A 19,000-nucleotide genomic window follows, 5' to 3' on the forward strand; every position below is an offset into this window, starting at 1 on the left:
GCCCGGAGTCCGGATCTGCCGCCACCGCCCGGGCGCCGGACCTCCGGCGGGTCTGCCGCGCCGTCAGAATCCGGCGGCGCGCTCGATGCGGTCGAGCAGGCGGTGGCGGCGTACGGCGTGGGCGAAGTCCGGGGCGTGGTGGGTGCCGTCCGTGAGGTCGCGGTGGATCTGCTCGTAGGCGTGGGCCACGGTGTACGCGACTTCCGTGGTGCGGCCGGCGAGCGCGGGGAGCGCCGCGCCGTACGAGCCGGGGACCGGCAGTTCCGCCGGCTGCGCCCCCTCTCCCCGCGCGCCGTACACGGTGACCTGGCCGAACTGCAGATGCCCCGAGTCCCCGGTGACCAGCAGGTCGCCGGCGGTCCCGTTGATCTCCCAGTGGAAGTTGGTGGCGCGGGACAGGCCGCCGCGGAAGTGGAGCGAGGCCACCGCGCCGCCTTCGAGCACGCCGCTGACGGCGATCTGGTCCGGCACGTCCATCCGCGCCGGTTCGCCGGTCAGCTCGTCGTGCACCTTCGGGCGGCGGGTCGCCATGGCGGCGCCGAGGTCGGTGAACTCGCCGAGTGCCATGGTCACGGCGTCGACGGTGTGCCCGAAGGGGATGGTGAGCAGGGAGCCGCCGTTGCGGCGGTCGAGGAGGTAGGCGCCGTCCGGTTCGAACCGCGGCCCCCAGCGGCGGCCCGAGGCGATGACACTGGTGGAGAGCACTTCCCCCACGTATCCGTCGGCGATCAGGTCCCGTACGTACCGGACGGGCGGCGCGGAGCGGGCCTGGAGTCCGACGAAGGTGCGGACGCCCCGGGCCTCGGCGACGGCGGCCAGTTCCTCGGTCTCCGCGAGGCCGTTGCCGAGCGGCCACTCGCTGAGCACCGCTTTACCGGCTTCGAGGGCGGCCCGTACCAGTTCGCGGTGGTGCGGGATCTTCACGGCGACGACCACGAGGCCGACCTCGTCGCTCCGCACGAGTTCCCGGGCGCTGCCGAAGGCGAGCGGAACGCCGTACTTCTCCCCCGCCGCGCGAGCGGACTCCGGGGTGGTCGCGGAGAGGGCGCGCAGCTCGAATCCCGGTACGGCGGCGAGTGCGGGCAGGTGGGCGCGGGCGGCCCAGCCGCCGGAGGCGCTGAGGCCGATGACGCCGACGCCGATCGGGGCGGCGGAGGGAGGGTGCGCGGGCATGGCGGTTTCCTTTCACCGGTCACGCGGTGGGGTGCTCGGTACCGAGCGACACTCACGACCGTAACCCATGTTCACGCTTAAGTGAACATGCATCCCGGGGCGGTCACGGACGGGACCGGTGGGGGATACTGAGGCCATGGCCAGCCGTACGTCCTCCCCCCTGCTCCACCCCGACGAGCAGGACTTCGACCTGTTCGCCGTCATGAGCGCGCTCACCGACCCGGTCCGGCTGAGCATCGTCCTGCGGCTCGCCACCGAGTCGGCGGTGCCCTGCGGCACCTTCGACCTGCCCATCGCCAAGTCCGCGCTCAGCCGGCACCTGCGGGTGCTGCGCGAGGCTGGCGTCATCAGCCAGCGGGACGAAGGCACCCGCCGGGTCAACTCGTTGCGCGCGCAGGAACTGGACCGCCGCTTCCCGGGCCTGCTCACTCTCGTACTGAAGGAAGGCGCCGAGCGGGGCGCGCCGCAGCCGGCGGCCGGCTGAGACAGACATCCGCCACGCGCACGGCTCACGAGGGGAACGGCACATGCCGACCACGGCGCAGGAATGGCAGCTGGCCGCACGGCCCGTGGGACGCCCCGTGCCCGGCGACTTCAGGCTGGTGGAGCGAGAGTTGCCACCGCTCGCCGAGGGGGAGGTCCTGGTGCGCAACCGGTTCCTCTCGGTGGACCCGTACATGCGGGCCCTGATGGGCACCGAACACTCCGGTTCCCTGGCCTACCGGCCGGGCCGGCCGATGAGCGGCGGCGCCGTCGGCGAGGTGGTGGAGTCACGGTCGGCCCGCCTCGCCCCGGGGGACCTGGTCCTCAGCGATCTCGGGTGGCGCACGGCGGCCGTCGCGCCGGCCGCGCGTTTCACGAAACGGGAGCGGATCGCGGACGTACCGGACTCCGCGTATCTCGGGGTGCTCGGGATGCCGGGGCTCAGCGCGTACGTCGGCCTCACCGAGATCGCCGGTCTGCGGGCGGGCGACACCGTGTTCGTCTCCGGCGCGGCCGGCGCGGTCGGCAGCCTGGCCGGCCAGATCGCCCGGCTGCGCGGCGCCGCGGCGGTGTACGGCAGCGCCGGATCACCGGAGAAGGTGACCTACCTGACGGACACCCTCGGGTTCACCGCCGCCTTCGACTACAAGGACGGCGATGTACGCGGCCAGCTCGCACGGATCGCGCCGCACGGCATCGACGTCTGCTTCGACAACGTCGGGGGCGAGCATTTGGAGGCCGCCATCGACCTGCTCAAGCGCGACGGCCGGGCAGCGCTGTGCGGAGCCATATCCGAGTACAACGGCACCACGGCGCCACCGGGCCCCCGCAACATGACCGAACTGGTCAAGAAGCGCCTCACCCTGCGCGGCTTCGAGGTCGGCGACCACTCCGCCCTGCGCCCGCGGTTCGAACGCGAGGCGGCACGGTGGCTGGCCGACGGGCAGCTCCTCTTCCGGGAGACGGTCGAGGACGGGATCGACCGGGCGGTGGACGCCTTCCTCGGGATGATGGACGGCCGTAACGTCGGGAAGATGCTGGTACGGCTCTGAGAACGCCACCGGCAGAACGGCGGTACGGCTCCGAGCAGGACCCGCGCGCCATGCACGAGCCCCCTCCCCGCGTACGGCAGGAAGGGGGCCGGGGCGCTCACGCCGCCGCGCTCAAGCGGTGAGCTGCACGTCGGGACCGGGTGCTGCCGGGGCCGTGTCCTCGATCCGGTGCGAGGCGTCCGTCACGCGGGGCGCGGCAGCGAGCTGCCGGTGTGCGACGGCGAGGGCGTCCTCGGTGCTCCGGGTTCCCGTCGAGACGCACAGGGTGTACGAGACGTCCTCCAGCCGCTGTCGCGACGCGGGCGTGCCCTGCTCCGCGTGGAGAATCCGCAGCGTCTCGTACTGCTCGACAAGATCCCGCAGAATCGCGGGGTGGGCCGTCAACACGGTCTTTCCCTCCATGGCCGTAGGGTTTTTCACGGAGTTTCACATCGAGGTGCCGGGCGGACGCGTCAGGCTTCGACGCACAAGCCCGTGCGGAGCTTGCCGAGGGTGCGGGCCAGGAGCCGGGACACATGCATCTGGGAGATGCCGAGCGCCTCGCCTATCTTGGACTGCGTCATCTCCTGGCCGAACCGCATCTCGATGATCTGGCGTTCCCGGTCGTCCAGTTCCTGGATCAGCGGGGCGAGGGCGTGCAGGTTCTCGACGGTCTCGATGGCGGGGTCGGTCTCGCCCATGGTGTCGGCCACCGTACGGGCCTTGCCGCTCGCCGGGCCGTCGTCGGACTGCTCGTTGGGCGAGTCCAGGGAGCCGGCGGCGTAGCCGTTGGCGGCGACGAGGCCGTCCAGGACCTCTTCCTCGGTGATCTTCAGATGGGTGGCCAGGTCCTTGACCGTGGGGTCGCGGTCGAGGGCTCCGGCCAGCTGCTCCTTGGCCTTGGCTATCTCCACCCGCAGCTCCTGGAGCCGGCGCGGGACGTGCACCGCCCAACTGGTGTCGCGGAAGAAGCGCTTGATCTCGCCGACGATGTACGGCACCGCGAAGGAGGTGAACTCCACCTCGCGCGACAGGTCGAACCGGTCGATCGCCTTGATCAGGCCGATCGTGCCGACCTGGATGATGTCTTCCATCTCACCGCTGCCGCGGTTGCGGAACCTGCTGGCGGCGAACCGCACCAGGGACAGGTTCATCTCGATGAGCGTGTTGCGCGCGTACTGGTACTCGTGTGTGCCCTCTTCAAGGTGGCAGAGCTGCTCGAAGAACAGCTTGGAGAGCTCACGCGCATCCTTGGGAGCGACCTTCCCCGCGTCCTCGACCCACGGCAGTCCCTCGGCAACGCCCCGTGACTCGCTCGCCGGCTGGTCCGTACCGGCCGTCTTTCCGAGTTCCACAGTCTGCACTGCTGCCGTTGTCATGACTCGCCCTTTCCTGCGTCGACGACGATGTGAGGGAGCGGGTTCCCAGATCCACACCACTCATTCCTCACAGATCAAAAACAGTCGGCGCAGGTCGGGCCATCAGTGGCGCAATACAGACCAACAGAGGTGACGAAAAGGTACATTGGACGTGAATGGCGCAACTCGGGCAAGAGGGCCGTGCGGTGGCTCTCAGGGGGCGTGCCTCAGGCAGCATGCCCCGTGGGGTGCGTCTCACGAGGGCGCTGTCGTGCGGGGCGCCTCCGGGGGCGTTTCGCTGAACGCGTCCGCCGGTATGTTGGACATGGCCTGACTGGTGATGCGGTAGCGCCCGTCGAGGGGTTCCTCGGCGCCGGTCACGTGGACGGTGAGCGGACCGGCCCACTCGTAGTCGTGCTCGGCGGCGTGCCGGGCCAGGACATCGGTCAGTTCCTGGCCGATCTGCCCGTCACGCTCGCCGAGCTGCTCGTGGACGGCGGGGGTCAGTTCCACCTTGTAGGCGTTGGGGACGAGGACGCGGCGCCTGCCGCACACCACGGCGTGGCGGTCGCATTCGCGCCGCAGGTCGTCGCAGAGCTCGACCGGATCGTTGCCGAGCACCTTGTCGACCAGCGCGCTCTCCCAGTGCTCCACCGTCTTCTCCATGCGCGTGAGCATTCCCATGCCCCGCCGGGTGCCCGGTTCGCGATGTCCCATGCGGCGCGGCGGGCATCGGCGGCGGAGCGGCGGGGTCGCGGACGGCGACGGCGCGCCGGGGGTGCGTTCTCCTTATCGGTTACGGGGGTTGTGTCTCCGGTACCGGTTACGGGTGCCGGATCTCCGGCGGGACCGGCGGCGCGGGAGCGGTGGGAGCCGCCGGGGCGTCGAACGGCGGGGGTTCCTCCGCCGCCGACTGCGGGCGGGCCGGCCGTGGTACGGCCGGAGCCGGGGGCGGAGCGGGCGCGACGGGCTCGGGTACGGGCGGGCGGGGCGGAGCCGGAATCCGGGCCCCGGGTTCCGCGTTCTCGGACGAGGTGGACATGGTGCTTCCCTTCTGGGAGTTCGGCTGGGCCGGGAACGGCAGAAGACGGCAGGTCATCGCAGGACACGGCGGGCGAACGAGCGCATGGCGAGCCACCCGAACCCCACCGCACCCACCAGGAGGGCCGTCAGGAAGGCCCAGGCGGGCATGGAGTCGATCTGCGGCGTGAGGACGGCGCGCAGGCCCTCGTTCATGTAGACCATCGGGTTCAGGAGTACGGCGTACTGCAGCCAGGGCGTGCTCTCCAACGCCGTCCAGGGGAAGTACACGCAGCCGAGCATCATCGCGGGGAACATCACCAGGGTGAACAGGACCTGGATCTGGCGCGGATCGATGCGAGTGGCCAGGTACATGCCGATCGACGCGGCCAGCACCGCGCCCGCCAGCAGGACGAGGACCAGCATCGGCCAGTCGGCGACCGCCACGGCGGGTCCGTGGCCCTGGGCGTGCACCAGCAGGACGACGGGGAAGACCAGCAGGCCGGCGACGAGTCCCTCGACCACGGCGGAGAGGATCTTCTGCAGGCCGAGCACCCGGACGGACACCGGGGCGAGCGCCCGGTCCTCGATGGCGCCGGGCCCGGACAACTCCATGACCAGCGGGAACGTCACGGCCGCCATCGCCTGGAGGACCATGGAGGAGCCCACCAGCCCCGGCACCATGACCGTCGAGAACGCCTCTCCCCCGGGCCCGGCACCGCCGCCCCCGACCTTCGGCAGCACGTACGCGAAGACGAAGACGAACAGCAGCGGCTGGATGACGATACGGACGGCGCTCATCACGAAGGTGCGCCGCAGCACTCTGGCGTCGCGCGCCATCATGGCCGCGAAGGTGTGCAGTGCGCGGCTGCCGGCGGCCGGTGCCCGGGTGGGCACGGTGGTGGTCATTCGCGGAACTCCCGTCCGGTGAGGGTCAAGAACACGGTTTCCAGGCTGGGGGCGGTCTGGGACGCGTCGACGACGGTGAGTCCGGCCTTGGCGGCCAGCGCCACCAGGTCACTGAGCACCCCGTCGGGGTCTTCGGCGAAGACCCGTACCTGTCCCTCCGTGGCCTCCACCCGGTCGGCCCGCGCCAGCGCGCGCACCGCGGCGAGGTCGAAGTCGCCGCCCTCGTGGACGACGGTGACCACGGTCTCCGCACCGACCGACGCGCGCAGGGCCTGGACGCTGTCGCAGGCCAGGACCCGGCCGTGGTCGATCACGGCGAGCCGGTCGCACAGCGTCTCGGCTTCCTCCATGTGGTGCGTGGTGAGCAGGATCGTCTGCCCTTCGGCCTGCAGTCCGCGCAGGACGTCCCAGAGGTGGAGGCGGGACTGCGGGTCGAGGCCGGCCGTCGGTTCGTCGAGGAAGAGCACGTCCGGGCGGTGCACGAGGGCCCGCGCGATCATGACGCGTTTGAGCTGGCCGCCGGAGAGTTCGAAGACCCGGGCCCGGGCGCGGTCGGTCAGCCCGAAGAGGTCGAGCAGGGCCCGCGCCCTGGCCCGGGCGTCCCGGCGGCCGAGGCCGAAGTACCGGCCGCGGAACTCCAGGTTCTCGGCCACGGTCAGTTCCATGTCGAGCGTGTTGTCCTGCGCCACCACGCCGATGCGCCGCTTGACCGCCACCGCGTCGGCGGCCACGTCCAGGCCGCAGACCTCCGCGCGGCCCGCCGTGGGCCGGACCATGGTCGTCAGCATGCCGATGGTGGTGGACTTGCCGGCGCCGTTGGGTCCGAGCAGTCCGAAGAACTCCCCCTCCGCCACGCTCAGCCCGAGACCGCGGACGGCCTCCGTCTCGCCGCCGCCCGGTCCTGGGTAGCTCTTGCGCAGACCGTCGGCGTGGATCGCCGGATTGCCGGTCATCGGGGCACCTTCCTGTTGTCGCCCCGTCACCGGGGCCGTTGTCGCGGGGTGTCCGGTCATGTACGGTCGCTCGCCTTCTGGCGGAGGGCACCGTCCGCCGGTGCGGTGGGTGCGGTGCCAGGAAAGGCCGGCAGGTCCGGCAGGTCGGTCAGATCCGTCCGGAGCCGGCCGATCCTGGCCGCGGGCTCCGCCGCGACCTGCCGCAGGACGCCGGTCAGGTCGGCCGCGAACACCTCGGCAGTCGGTCGCTCGTACGCGTCGGTGCTGTACCAGACGACGCCTTCGACACCGGCCGGGCCGCTCCCGGGAACCCGCAGCTCGCGCAGGGTGACGGCCAGTTCGCTGCGGGCCGCGCCCCGGTTGCGGTGCGCGGGGTGCAGGGGCTGTGCCGTCAGCCCCGGCAGGGCCCAGGGCGGTTCGGGCAGGTTCTCCATGCCGGTGATCATCTGGAACGGGCGCCGGCCCAGGCGTTCCTCGACGAGCTGGGACGGCAGGTCCTGGTGGGCGTAGGCGGCGAGGTCGGCCGCGCGGACCCGCCGGACGAGTTCGGCGAACGTCGGGTCGCCGTCCGCGTCCGCGCGCAGCACCAGGTGGTCGGCGAACAGGCCCACCACGTCGCTCGTCGCGTGGTCGGCCCGGCCCGCGGAGACCGTGCCCATCGGTACGTTCACCGCGCCCCGCCGCGCCCACAGGGCGGCGATGGCCGCCCGCAGCACCATGAACAGGGTCGCCCGTTCGCGCCGGGCGGTCTCCAGCAGTGCCCGGTGCGCGGCCTCGTCGATCGCGAAGGGGACGCTGCCGCCCAGGCCGGTGGGTTCGGCCGGCGGTGTCCGGTCCCGGCGGAGCAGGGGCGCTTCCGGCAGGTCGGCGAGTACGCCGGTCCAGTACGCGAGGCGCTGTCCGAACGGGCTGTCCGGCTCGTCCACGCGTGCCGTCTGCTCGTCGAGGCGTACGGCGAAGTCGGCGTACTGGACGGGCAGCGGCGCCCACCGGGGCGCGCCGCCGGACGCCCGCGCGGTGTACGCGGTGGACAGGTCGCGGGCGATCAGCCCGGTCGACCAGCCGTCCGCGGCGATGTGGTGCACCACGATCTGGAGCACGTGGTCGTCGGGTGCGAGGGCGAAGAGGGCCGCCCTGCTCGGTGGCCCGGCGGCCAGGTCGAAGGGCCGGTCGCGGGCCGTGTCCAGCGCCCCGGGCAGTTCGTCCTCGGTGACGGGGACGGCGGTCAGCGGTGTCCGGCCGGGGTCGGTGACCTGCTGCCCGCCGGTCTCCGGGTAGCGGGTGCGCAGGGCTTCGTGCCGGGTCAGCACGTCGTGCCAGGCCGCTTCGAGTGCGTCCGTGCGCAGCGGGCCGCCGAGGCGGACCGTCAGCGGGATGTTGTACCGGCTCTCGCCGGAGAGCATGGACCGCTGGCCGGGGGTCAGCGGTATGACGTCGGGGCGCGGCCCCGCGGCCGGTCCGTGCCGGTCGCCGGTGCCGGCCAGCCGGGCGGCCAGGGCGGCCGGGGACGGCGCCTCGAAGAGCACCCGCACTTCGAGGTCCTTGCCCAGGACGGCCTGGACGCGCCCGGCCAGGCGGGTCGCCAGCAGCGAGTCGCCGCCGAGGTCGAAGAACCCGTCCTCGGCGCCGACCCGTGGCACGCCCAGGACTTCGGCGAACAGGGCGCAGAGGATTTCTTCGGCGGGCGAGCCGGGGCCGCGTCCGCCGTAGCCGGACGGGTGGTCGGGGGCGGGCAGGGCGGCCCGGTCGACCTTGCCGTTGACGGTCAGCGGCAGCGCGTCCAGGACGACCGTCGCCGACGGCACCATGTAGTCCGGCAGCCGCTCGGCGACGAACTCCCGCGTCCCGGAGGCGTCCCCGACGACGTACACGACCAGCCGCTTGTCCCCGGGCCGGTCCTCGCGCACGATCACCGCCGCCTGCCGTACCCCCGGGCACTGCCCGAGCACCGCTTCGACCTCGGCCAACTCGATACGGAAACCCCGCACCTTCACCTGGTCGTCGGCCCGCCCGAGGAAGACCAGGTTCTCGTCGTGGTCCCAACGCACCAGGTCGCCGGTCCGGTACATCCGTCCCCCGCCGTACGGGCACGCCACGAACCGTTCGGCGGTCGGCGCCGCACGGCCGAGGTATCCCTGCGCGACGCCCTCCCCGGCGATGTACAGCTCCCCGGTGACCTCGGGCGGCACCGGCCGCAGCGCCGCGTCCAGCACGTACACCCGTACCGCGGTGCGCGGCCCGCCGATCGGCAGGACGGCCGGGGCGGGCGCGCCGGGCCCGACGACGAAGACCGTGGCGCACAGGGTGGTCTCGGTCGGCCCGTACAGATGACTGACGGTGACGTCGGGGCAGGCGCCCCGGACACCGGCGACGGCCTCGGCCGGTACCGCGTCGCCGCCCGTCAGGACGTGCCGGAGACCGGCGAAGCACTCGGGGGCCTCCTGCGCGAGGACGCGGAACAGCCCGGCCGTGAGGTGCACGGCCGTCAGTCCGTGGTCGGTGACCAGGCGGGCCAGTGTCTTCGCGGTGAGGTCGGCCGGTGGCGCGATCACCACCCGGCCGCCGTTGAGGAGCGGCACCCACAGTTCGAGGGTGGAGGCGTCGAAGGTGTGCGGGGCGTGGAAGAGGACGCGGCCGGCGGCGATGCCGTCCCAGCAGGTGTCCTGGGCGAGGGCGGCGACGTTGCCGTGGGTGGTGACGACGCCCTTGGGTGTCCCGGTGGATCCGGAGGTGTACATCACGTACAGGCCGGAGTCCGGTGCAACCGGGGCCGTGAGCGGAGCGCCGGAGTGGTGGCGCAGCGCGTCCTCGACGTCGGTCTCCGTCAGGACGACGGCGGACGCGGCGTTCTCGAACAGCGTGCGTACCCGCCTGGCCGGCTGTGCGGTGTCCACCGGCACGGCCACCGCACCCGCCTTGGCGATGCCCAGCAGGGCCACGACCAGTTCGGGTGAGCGGGCGAGCGTGACGACCACCCGGTCCCCAGGCCGGGCGCCCGACGTGTGCAGATGCCGGGCGACCTGGTTGGCGCGGGCGTCGAGGTCGCCGTACGTCAGGGTCGTCTCTCCGGCCACCACGGCGATGTCGTGCCGGTGCTGCCGTACGGTCCGTGCGAAGAGGCCGGTGACGGTCGTCGGCGGGGGCCCCGGGGGGCCGGTGTGCACGCCGTGCAGCAGCCGCTCCCGTTCGCCGTCGACGAGGATGTCGAGGTCGCCGGCGCGGAAGTCCGGGTCGGCGACCACCTGGTGCAGGATGCGGGTGAACCGTGCGGCGAGGAGCCGTGCGCTCCGGGCGCTGATCAGCTCCGGGCGGTGGGTCAGGAGGAACAGCAGCTCGGGGCCCGGGAAGGCGGCCAGGCTGACCGGGTAGTGGCTGACGTTGTGCCCGCGTACGGGGGTGAGCTTCAGCGGCGGCCCGTTCTCCTTCGCGGGCGCGCCGCGCGGGAAGCTCTCGTAGACCAGCAGGCTGTCGAACCCGGCTCCGGGGCCGCCGGCCTTCTGGATCTCGCTGAGCCCCAGGTACTGGTGGGACATCAGCGCGCCCTGCCGGGTCTGCACCTCGGCGAGCAGTGCGGACACCGGCCGGGAGGCCGTCAGCGGGACCCGTACCGGAACGGTGTTGATGAAGAGCCCGAGCATGGACTCGACGCCGCGCAGCTCGGTGGGCCGGGCTGCCACGGTCGCGCCGAACACCACGTCGTCCCGGCCCAGCAGGCGGCCGAGGAGCAGCGCCCAGGCTCCCTGGACGAAGGTGTTGGGGGTCAGACCGTGGCGGCGGGCGCGTTCGGTGAGCGCCGTGGTGGTCTGCCGGTCCAGTTTCGTGTGCACCTGGCCGTGCCCGGCGGACGGCGGCCGGCCGGCCGTCGGTGCCAGCAGTGTCGGCTCGCGGAGCCCGGCGAGGTCGGCCCGCCAGGCGGCGCGGGCCGACTCCTTGTCCTGGGCGTTCAGCCAGCCGAGGTAGTCGCGGTAGGGCGTCACGGGCGGCAGGCCGGAGGGGTCGCCGCCCGCCTCGTAGAGGGTCCACAGCTCGTGCTGGAGGGTCGGCAGCGACCAGCCGTCCATCAGGATGTGGTGGTTGGTGAGGACGAGGCGGTGCCGGGCCGGTCCGAGCCGGAGCAGGACGAGCCGGAGCAGCGGCGGTACGGCCAGGTCGAAGCGCCGGGCGCGTTCCTCGTCCGCGAGGCGTTCCGCCTCGGCGAGGGCGTCCTGGGGCGGCCTGCCGGTCAGGTCGACGTTCCGCCAGGGCAGTTTTACGCGGGCCGGGATGACCTGGACGGGGTGTTCGAGGCCCGGTGGCTGGCGGAAGCAGGCGCGCAAGGTGGCGTGCCGGACCACCAGGGCCTGCCAGGACGCCCGCAGCGCGGCCGTGTCGAGGTCGCCCTCGATGTCCAGGACGTCCTGGACGACGTAGGTGTCCTCGGCCTGCCCGTCGTACAGGGAGTGGAACAGCAGCCCCTCCTGCAGCGGTGTCAGCGGCCACACGTCTTCTATGCGGCGGTCCACGGCATACCTCCTCCACCGGGTTCTTCGTTGAAGTCGTCCTCCAGCGCCTCCAGTTGCCCCAGCGTCAGGTCGACCAGCGGCAGGTCGGAGGGGACCAGGCCGCCCGCGTCCGGTGCTTCGGAGAGTGCGGCCAGGCCGGCCAGCAGGCCGGTCCAGCGGTCGGCCAGCCGGACCGCGGCGTCTTCGGTGAGGGCGCCCGCCAGCCAGGACACCAGCAGCACCAGTTCCGGGCCGGCGTCGCCGTCGCGGACCAGGCCGCCGAACTCCAGCGCGTGCAGGGCGGGCAGTTCCGGGTCCGCGTCGGCGCCCATGGAGCGGGGTCCGGCCGGCTGCCAGTCGCCCGCCTCCGGGCCCGCGACGGAGAACCGGCCCAGGTAGTTGAACCCGGCCGTGGGCGCGGGCAGCCCGCCCCCGTACGGCTGGGCGGCCTGTTCCTTGACCCGCTTGAGCAGCCTGTCGGCGGCCGGGCCTCCCGCGCGCACCTCGTCGAAGTCGGTGCTGCCCGCGTCCAGCCGGACCGGGCGCAGGGTGGTGAACCAGCCCACCGTGCGCGACAGGTCCAGGTCGCCGTCGCGGCCGTGCCCCTCGATGTCGAGGTCGACCGGGCCCGGCCGTTCCTCGGTGAGGGCCGCTACGAGCGCGGCGAGCAGGACGTCGCCCGTCGTGGCGTGGAAGGCCGCGGGGACGGTGGTCAGCACCGCGGACGCCGTGCGCGCGGGCACGGTGAACGTCCGCTGCCGTAGCTGTCCTTCGGTGCCCTGCGCCGGACCGGCGGCCCGCGGCGGGCCGGCCGCCGCCACCTGCCGGGCGTGGGTGCGGAACGAGGCGGCGACCGGTGCCAGGCTCCCGTCGGGGTCCGTCCAGGCCGCGGCGAGGTCCGGCAGCAGGATGCGCCAGGACACCGCGTCGAAGACCAGGTGGTGGACGACGACCGCGAGCCGTCCCGGCCGTCCGCTCCCCCGGTCGCACCAGACGGCCCGCAGGGTGGTGCCGGTCCGCGGGTCGAGGCGGCCGGACGCCGCCCGCGCCTCGGTGTCGATCAGCTCCTCCAGTGCCTGCTCCGTCAGCCCCTCGGCGTCCACCCGCCGGACCCGGTCCGGTACGGGTGCCGCGTCGCCGACTTCCAGGTACGGTTCGGCGTCGTCCGGGACGACCAGGCGGGCCCGGAGCATCGCGTGGTGGGCCACCACCTTCTCGACGGCCTGCGTCAGCCGGTCCTGCCCGGCGTCGGCGGGGACGCGTACGACGGTCCACTGCGCGAACCTGGCGGCCAGCGTGGCCGGTCCGCCGCGTGCGGTCAGCTCGCGCATGACCGGGGTGAGGGGGACGGTTCCGTGGCCGTCCTCGTGCCGGAGCTCGTCCTCGGTGACGGGCTCGGCGACCAGGGCGAGGGCTTCGGGGGTCTTCTGCTGGAAGACGTCCGAGGCGCTGATGCGGTATCCGGCCTTGGCGGCGCGGGCGACGAGCAGCAGGGAGACGATGCTGTCCCCGCCGAGTGCGAAGAAGCTCGCGTCCGCGGCGACCGGGAGGGCCGGCTGGACCTGCCCCTCCGGCTGGTCCTGCTCCTCGTCCGTACCGGTTGCCGCTTCCCCTTCCGGCGTTCCGAGGCCCAGGAGTTCCGCGAAGAGGCGGCAGAAGAGCGTTTCGAGCGGGGTGCGGGGCGCGCGGGCCGATGCGGCTGCCGCCGCCGCGTAGTCGGGGGCGGGGAGGGCGGCCCGGTCGACCTTGCCGTTGACGGACAGCGGCAGCGCGTCCAGGACGACCGTCGCCGACGGCACCATGTAGTCCGGCAGCCGCTCGGCCACGAACTCCCGCGTCCCGGAGGCGTCCCCGACGACGTACACGACCAGCCGCTTGTCCCCGGGCCGGTCCTCCCGTACGACGACGGCGGCCTGCTCCACCCCCGGGCACTGCCCGAGCACCGCTTCGACCTCCGCCAACTCGATACGGAAACCCCGCACCTTCACCTGATCGTCGGCCCGCCCGAGGAAGACCAGGTCCCCGTCCCGGTCCCAACGCACCAGGTCGCCGGTCCGGTACATCCGCCCGCCCCCGTACGGGCACGCCACGAACCGCTCCGCCGTCAGCGCCGCACGGCCGAGGTACCCCCGCGCGACGCCCTCCCCCGCGATGTACAGCTCACCCGGCACGCCCACCGGGACGGGCCGCAGGAACCGGTCCAGGGCGAAGACCGCGAAGCCGTCACGCGGCCGGCCGATCGGCAGGACGGACGGGACCTGTGTGCCGGGTGCGACGGTGTGGGTGGTGGCGCACAGGGTGGTCTCCGTGGGCCCGTACAGGTGGTGCACCTCGGCCTGCGGGCAGGCGTCGGCCACCCGGGCGACCGCTTCGGCGGGCACCACGTCGCCGCCGGTCAGCACGTGCCGCAGCCCCGCGAAACACTCTGGGGTCTCCTGCGCCAGCGCCCGGAAGAGGCCGGCCGTCACGTGCACCGCCGTCACCGCGTGCTCCGCGACGAGCCCGGCGAGCGTCCCGCCGTCCATGTCCACGGCGGGCGCGACCACGACACAGCCCCCGTTCAGCAGCGGCACCCACAACTCGAAGACGGACGCGTCGAAGGCGTGCGGCGCGTGGAACAGCACCCGGCCCGTGCCGATGCCGCCCCAGCAGGTGTCGCGCGCGAGGGCCGCCGCACCGCCGTGGGTGACCAGCACGCCCTTGGGCGTCCCGGTCGAGCCGGAGGTGTACATCACGTACAGGCCGGACTCCGGTGCCACGCGCGCGGGAGCCGGGGACGCGGGGAAACCGTCGAGCGCTTCCCGCGTCCCGGCCTCGGTCACCACGAGCGCGGGAGCGGAGTCCTCCAGCAGGTGGCGCACCCGCTCGGCCGGATAGCTGGTGTCGACGGGGACGGACACCGCTCCCGCCTTGGCGATGCCGAGGAGGACGGTCACCAGCTCGGCGGTGCGCGGCAGCAGCACCGCCACCCGGTCCCCCGGGCCGACGCCCTGCGCGTGCAGGTGGTGCGCGTACCGGTTGGCGCGCGCGTCCAATTCCCGGTAGGTCAGGGTCAGCGCGCCGGACACGACGGCCGGCGCGTCCGGACGGCGGGCCGCGACCTCCTCGAACACGGTGGGAACCGTGCGGTCCGCGGCGCCGGTGCCCGGCCGCCCGATGTTCGCCCCCGAGACGAGGCGCTCCCGCTCCCCGGCCAGCAGGATGTCCAGATCACCCACCCGGACCCGGGCGTCGCCGGCGAGCCGGCCGAACACCTCCACCAGCCGGGTGGCCAGGGCCTGTGCGGTGGCGGGGTCGAAGAGGTCGGTGGCGTACTCCAGCAAGCCGTCGAGGCCGCCGCCGTCGGGGCGCTCGCGCAGCACCACCGACAGGTCGAACTTCGAGGAGGCCAGCCCGACCGGGACGGGCTCGGCGTCGAGCCCGGGTGCCGCGAACTCCGTGTCCGGGGCGCTCTGAAGGGCGAAGGCGACCTGGAAGAGCGGGTGCCTGGCCAGCGAGCGGACCGGGTTCAGGACGTCCACCAGGTGCTCGAAGGGCAGGTCCTGGTGGGCGTACGCGGCGAGGTCGGTCTCCCGTACGCGGCCGATCAGCTCGGTGAAGGAGGGGTTGCCGCCGACGTCCGTCCGCAGCACCAGCGTGTTGAGGAAGTTGCCCACGAGGCCGTCGAGGGATTCATCGGTACGTCCGGCGACGGGCGTGCCGAGCGGCACGTCCTCGGCGCCGCCGAGCCGGGACAGCAGCACGGCGACGGCGGCCTGCGCGACCATGAACAGCGTCGCGTCGCACTGCCGGGCGATCTCCATGAACCGCCGGTGCACGGCGGCGTCCACGGTGAACGGGAGCATCGCGCCCCGATGGCTGGCCGTGGCGGGGCGGGGCCGGTCGAAGGGCAGCGCCAACTGTTCGGGGAGGTCGGCGAGGGTGCGGGTCCAGAAGTCGAGCTGCTTGCCGAACAGGCCGTCCTCGGTGCCCCGGTCGAGCAGTTCGCGCTGCCACAGGGTGAAGTCGGCGTACTGGACGGGCAGCGGCGCCCAGCCGGGCGCGCGGCCCTCGGACCGTGCCGCGTACGCTGCCGACAGGTCCCGCATCAGGACGCCCATGGACCAGCCGTCGGCGGCGATGTGGTGCACCACGACCAGTAGGACGTGCTCGGCGGGCGCCACCTCGAACAGCGTGACCCGCCACGGCAGGTCCGTGTCGAGCCGGAACCCGTGGGCGGCCTCGGCGGCCAGCGCCGCGTCCACCGTCTCCGCGGCGACGGCGGTCACGGGTATCCGTGCCGGTACGGCTGCCAGGACTTCCTGGCGGGCGCTGCCGCCGTCCTCCGGGTAGCGGGTACGCAGCGTCTCGTGCCGGGCCACGACGTCGGCCCAGGCCGCCTCCAGCGCTGTGCCGTCCAGCTCTCCGTTCAGCCGGACGGCGAGGGGAATGTTGTTGGTGGCGCTCGGCCCTTCGAGGCTGTGCAGGAACCACATCCGCTGCTGCCCGAACGACAGCGGCAGCGGATCGGGCCGGTCGGCCCGGACCAGCGCCGGCCGTACGGCCTCGAACTCGTCCAGCCGCCCGGCCAGCCCGGCGACCGTCGGCGCCTCGAACAGCGCCCGCACGGAAATCTCCGCACCGAGCGCCCCCTTGACCCGGCTGGCCAGCCGCGTCGCCGACAACGAGTCCCCACCGAGATCGAAGAAGCCGTCGTCGATGCCGACCCGGGCCACCTCCAGCCCCAGCACCTCGGCGAACAACCGGCACAGGATCTGTTCCTGCGGCGTGCGGGGCGCGCGAGCCGATGCGTCTGCCGCCGCCGTGCAGTCGGGGGCGGGGAGGGCGGCCCGGTCGATCTTGCCGTTGACGGTGAGCGGCAGCACGTCCAGGACGACCGTCGCCGACGGCACCATGTGGTCCGGCAGCCGCTCGGCCGCGAACTCCCGTATGCGGGTGGCCTCGCCGACGACGTACGCGACCAGGCGCTTGTCGCCGGGCTGGTCCTCCCGCGCCAGCACCGCGACCTGCGCCACCCCGGGGCACTGCCCGAGGACGGTCTCGACCTCGGCCGGTTCGATGCGGAAGCCGCGGATCTTCACCTGGTCGTCGGCCCGGCCCAGGAAGAGGAGATGGCCGTCCTGGTCCCAGCGCACCAGGTCGCCCGTCCGGTACATCCGCCCACCGCCGTACGGGCACGCCACGAACCGCTCCGCGGTCAGCCCCGCACGCCCCAGATACCCTCGCGCAACGCCCCGCCCGGCCACGTACAACTCCCCGGCGACACCCACCGGAACCGGCCGCAGGAAACTGTCCAGGACGAACACCCGTACGCCGTCCCGCGGTCTTCCGACGGGGAGGGCGGAGGGCACCTTCGCGGCGGGTTCGACGGCGAGGGTGGTCGCGCAGAGGGTGGTCTCCGTGGGGCCGTAGAGGTGACGTACCGTCACTCCGGGGCAGGCGTCCAGGACGCTCGCCACGGTTTCGGCGGGCACCACGTCGCCGCCGGTCAGGACATGCCGCAGACCGGCGAAGCACTCGGGGGTCTCCTGCGCCAGCACCCGGAAGAGGCCGGCCGTCACATGGACGGCCGTCAGCGCATACTCCTCGACCAGACGGGACAAGGCGGCGCCGCCCAGGCCCATTTCGGGAGCCACCACCACACACCCGCCGTTCAGCAACGGCACCCACAGCTCGAACGTCGAAGCGTCGAAGGCATGCGGCGCATGGAACAGGACGCGGCCCGGCCCGATGTCACCCCAGCAGGAGTCCAGCGCCAGCCCCGCCACACCCCCGTGCGTAGCGACCACACCCTTGGGCACACCTGTCGACCCGGACGTGTACATCACATACAGCGCCGACTCCGGCGACACCCCCACCGGCAGCGGATCGGCCGAGAAGGACCCGAGCGCCGCCTCGCACACCTCCGACTCCCCCACCACCAGCACCGGAGCCGCATCCGCCAGCAACCACCGCACCCGCTCCACCGGATACGACAGATCCACCGGCACGAACACCGCCCCCGCCTTCGCCACACCCAGCAACACCACAACCAACTCCACCGACCGCGAAAGCACCACACCCACCCGGTCACCAGGAGCCACCCCCTTGGCACGCAGGTACCAGGCGAATCGATTCGCCCGGGCGTCCAGCTCCTCGTAGGTCAGGGTCTCCGCCGCGGACACCACCGCCGCTTCCCGCGCGCGCCGCCGCGCGGTCCGCTCGAAGAGGGCGGGGACGGTCGTCGGCGCGGGCCCCGGGGCGCCGGTGTTCACGCCGTGCAGCAGCCGGTCCCGTTCGCCGCCGACGAGGACGTCGAGGTCGCCGATCCGGGTGGCCGGGCCGGCGGCGAGCTGCCCGAGGACGCGCACGAGGCGGTCGGCGAGGAGCTGTGCGTCGGCGCGGGTGAAGAGGTCGGGGCGGTAGGTCAGCCGGAAACGTTCGGACATCGCGGTGAACGTCAGCGGATAGTGCGCGGCGTCCCGGCCGCCGACGCTCGCCAGGTCGAGGTCACCGGACACCGAGCGTGCGGTGGTCCCGGTCAGGTCGAGGAGGTCGACGGGGTAGTTCTGGAAGACGGTCAGGGTGTCGAACAGGGTCCGGGTCCCGGCGATGCTCTGCACCTCGGCCAGGCTCAGGTGTTCGTGCGGCAGCAGCGCCGCCTGTGCCTCCTGGAGGCGGGTGAGGAGCTGGGCGACGGTGTCGGTGGCCGACCAGCGGGCCCGTACCGGCAGGGTGTTGATGAACAGGCCGACGGTGGTGTCGATGCCCGGGATCTCCGGCGGGCGCCCGGCCGTGGTCCCGCCGAAGACCACGTCGTCGCGTCCGGTCAGCGTGCCGAGCAGCACGGCCCACGCGCCGCGCATCACGGTGCTCGGGGTCACCCCGTTGCGGCGGGCCAGCGCCGCGAGGTCCGTCACCAGCGGGGCGGGCAGTTCGACCCGTACCTCGTCGGGGTCGACCGGCGCGCGGTGGCCCGTCTCCGGTGCGACGAGGGTGGGCCGCGCCCCGTGCAGCTCCTGCCGCCATGCCGCGGCGGCGGCCGCGCCGTCGCGGCGGGCCAGCCAGGCGAGGTAGCTGCGGTACGGGGTGACCGGCGGGAGGGCGTGTTCGTCACCGCCGTTGCGGTACAGCTCGACCAGTTCGTTCGCGATGATCGACGTCGACCAGCCGTCGCAGAGGATGTGGTGGACGGTCAGCACGACGCGGGTGCGGGTGTCGCCGACACGGATGGCGGTCAGGCGCAGCAGGGGCGGTGCCGCGAGGTCGAAGCGCCGGGTCCACTCCGCGCGTACCGCCTCGTCCAGGGCGTCCGCACGCCGCCCGGCCGGGACGGGGCGCAGGTCCAGTTCCCGCCACGGGAGGTCCGCGCGCTGCGGGACGATCTGCACCGTGTCGCCGGACTTCAGGGTGCGGAACCCGGCCCTGAGGGTCGGGTGCCGGCGTAACAGCGCGTGTCCCGCCGACCTGAGGGCGTCCGTGTCGAGAGGGCCGTCCAGGTCCAGGACCACCTGGCCCCGGTAGATGTCCGTGGCCTCGGCGTCGTACAGGGCGTGGAACAACATGCCCTTCTGCATCGGCGCGAGCGGCCATATGTCGGCCAGTCCGGGCTT

General features: G+C 73.3%; 10 protein-coding genes. 2 read left to right on the forward strand and 8 right to left on the reverse strand.

What is annotated here, in order from left to right; genetic code table 11:
- Positions 1 to 63: 63 nt before the first annotated feature.
- Positions 64 to 1,173 carry a Gfo/Idh/MocA family protein gene (locus tag ACZ4QV_RS22000; protein WP_467763292.1) on the reverse strand — a complete coding sequence of 370 codons (1,110 nt, stop codon included), beginning with the start codon at positions 1,171 to 1,173 and terminating at the stop codon, positions 64 to 66.
- A 136-nt stretch (positions 1,174 to 1,309) separates the two neighbouring features.
- Between ACZ4QV_RS22000 and ACZ4QV_RS22005 the strand changes: the two genes are divergently transcribed.
- Positions 1,310 to 1,657 carry an ArsR/SmtB family transcription factor gene (locus ACZ4QV_RS22005; protein WP_361152515.1) on the forward strand — a complete coding sequence of 116 codons (348 nt, stop codon included), beginning with the start codon at positions 1,310 to 1,312 and terminating at the stop codon, positions 1,655 to 1,657.
- 43 nt (positions 1,658 to 1,700) lie between these two features.
- On the forward strand, positions 1,701 to 2,708 hold the full coding sequence (locus ACZ4QV_RS22010) for an NADP-dependent oxidoreductase (protein ID WP_361152512.1): 1,008 nt from the start codon (positions 1,701 to 1,703) through the stop codon (positions 2,706 to 2,708).
- Positions 2,709 to 2,819: 111 nt separating this feature from the next.
- Here ACZ4QV_RS22010 and ACZ4QV_RS22015 read toward each other — a convergent pair whose 3' ends face one another.
- The 7 genes from ACZ4QV_RS22015 to ACZ4QV_RS22045 form a co-directional block, all read right to left on the reverse strand.
- Positions 2,820 to 3,110, reverse strand: a complete 291-nt coding sequence (locus ACZ4QV_RS22015) for a DUF5133 domain-containing protein (RefSeq protein WP_467763293.1) — start codon at positions 3,108 to 3,110, stop codon at positions 2,820 to 2,822.
- 50 nt (positions 3,111 to 3,160) lie between these two features.
- Positions 3,161 to 4,066: an RNA polymerase sigma factor SigF gene (locus ACZ4QV_RS22020; protein WP_361152509.1), complete on the reverse strand. Its 906-nt coding sequence runs from the start codon at positions 4,064 to 4,066 to the stop codon at positions 3,161 to 3,163.
- 234 nt (positions 4,067 to 4,300) lie between these two features.
- Positions 4,301 to 4,711 carry a DUF3662 domain-containing protein gene (locus ACZ4QV_RS22025; RefSeq protein WP_361152507.1) on the reverse strand — a complete coding sequence of 137 codons (411 nt, stop codon included), beginning with the start codon at positions 4,709 to 4,711 and terminating at the stop codon, positions 4,301 to 4,303.
- Positions 4,712 to 5,140: 429 nt separating this feature from the next.
- Positions 5,141 to 5,974, reverse strand: coding sequence for an ABC transporter permease (locus ACZ4QV_RS22030; RefSeq protein WP_361152504.1), 834 nt, complete (start codon positions 5,972 to 5,974; stop codon positions 5,141 to 5,143).
- The gene (locus tag ACZ4QV_RS22035; protein ID WP_361152502.1) at positions 5,971 to 6,927 is read right to left on the reverse strand and encodes an ABC transporter ATP-binding protein; all 957 of its coding nucleotides are present in this window, start codon (positions 6,925 to 6,927) and stop codon (positions 5,971 to 5,973) included. The genes ACZ4QV_RS22030 and ACZ4QV_RS22035 overlap by 4 nt, the downstream gene beginning before the upstream one ends.
- A gap of 56 nt (positions 6,928 to 6,983) precedes the next feature.
- Entirely contained in the window at positions 6,984 to 11,429 is a 4,446-nt protein-coding gene (locus ACZ4QV_RS22040) for an amino acid adenylation domain-containing protein (RefSeq protein ID WP_467763294.1), read from the reverse strand.
- Positions 11,414 to 18,964, reverse strand: coding sequence for an amino acid adenylation domain-containing protein (locus ACZ4QV_RS22045; protein ID WP_467763348.1), 7,551 nt, complete (start codon positions 18,962 to 18,964; stop codon positions 11,414 to 11,416). Before ACZ4QV_RS22045 ends, ACZ4QV_RS22040 begins: the two co-directional genes overlap by 16 nt.
- Positions 18,965 to 19,000 lie beyond the last annotated feature (36 nt).

The organism is Streptomyces sp. NPDC026394, from assembly GCF_055567735.1.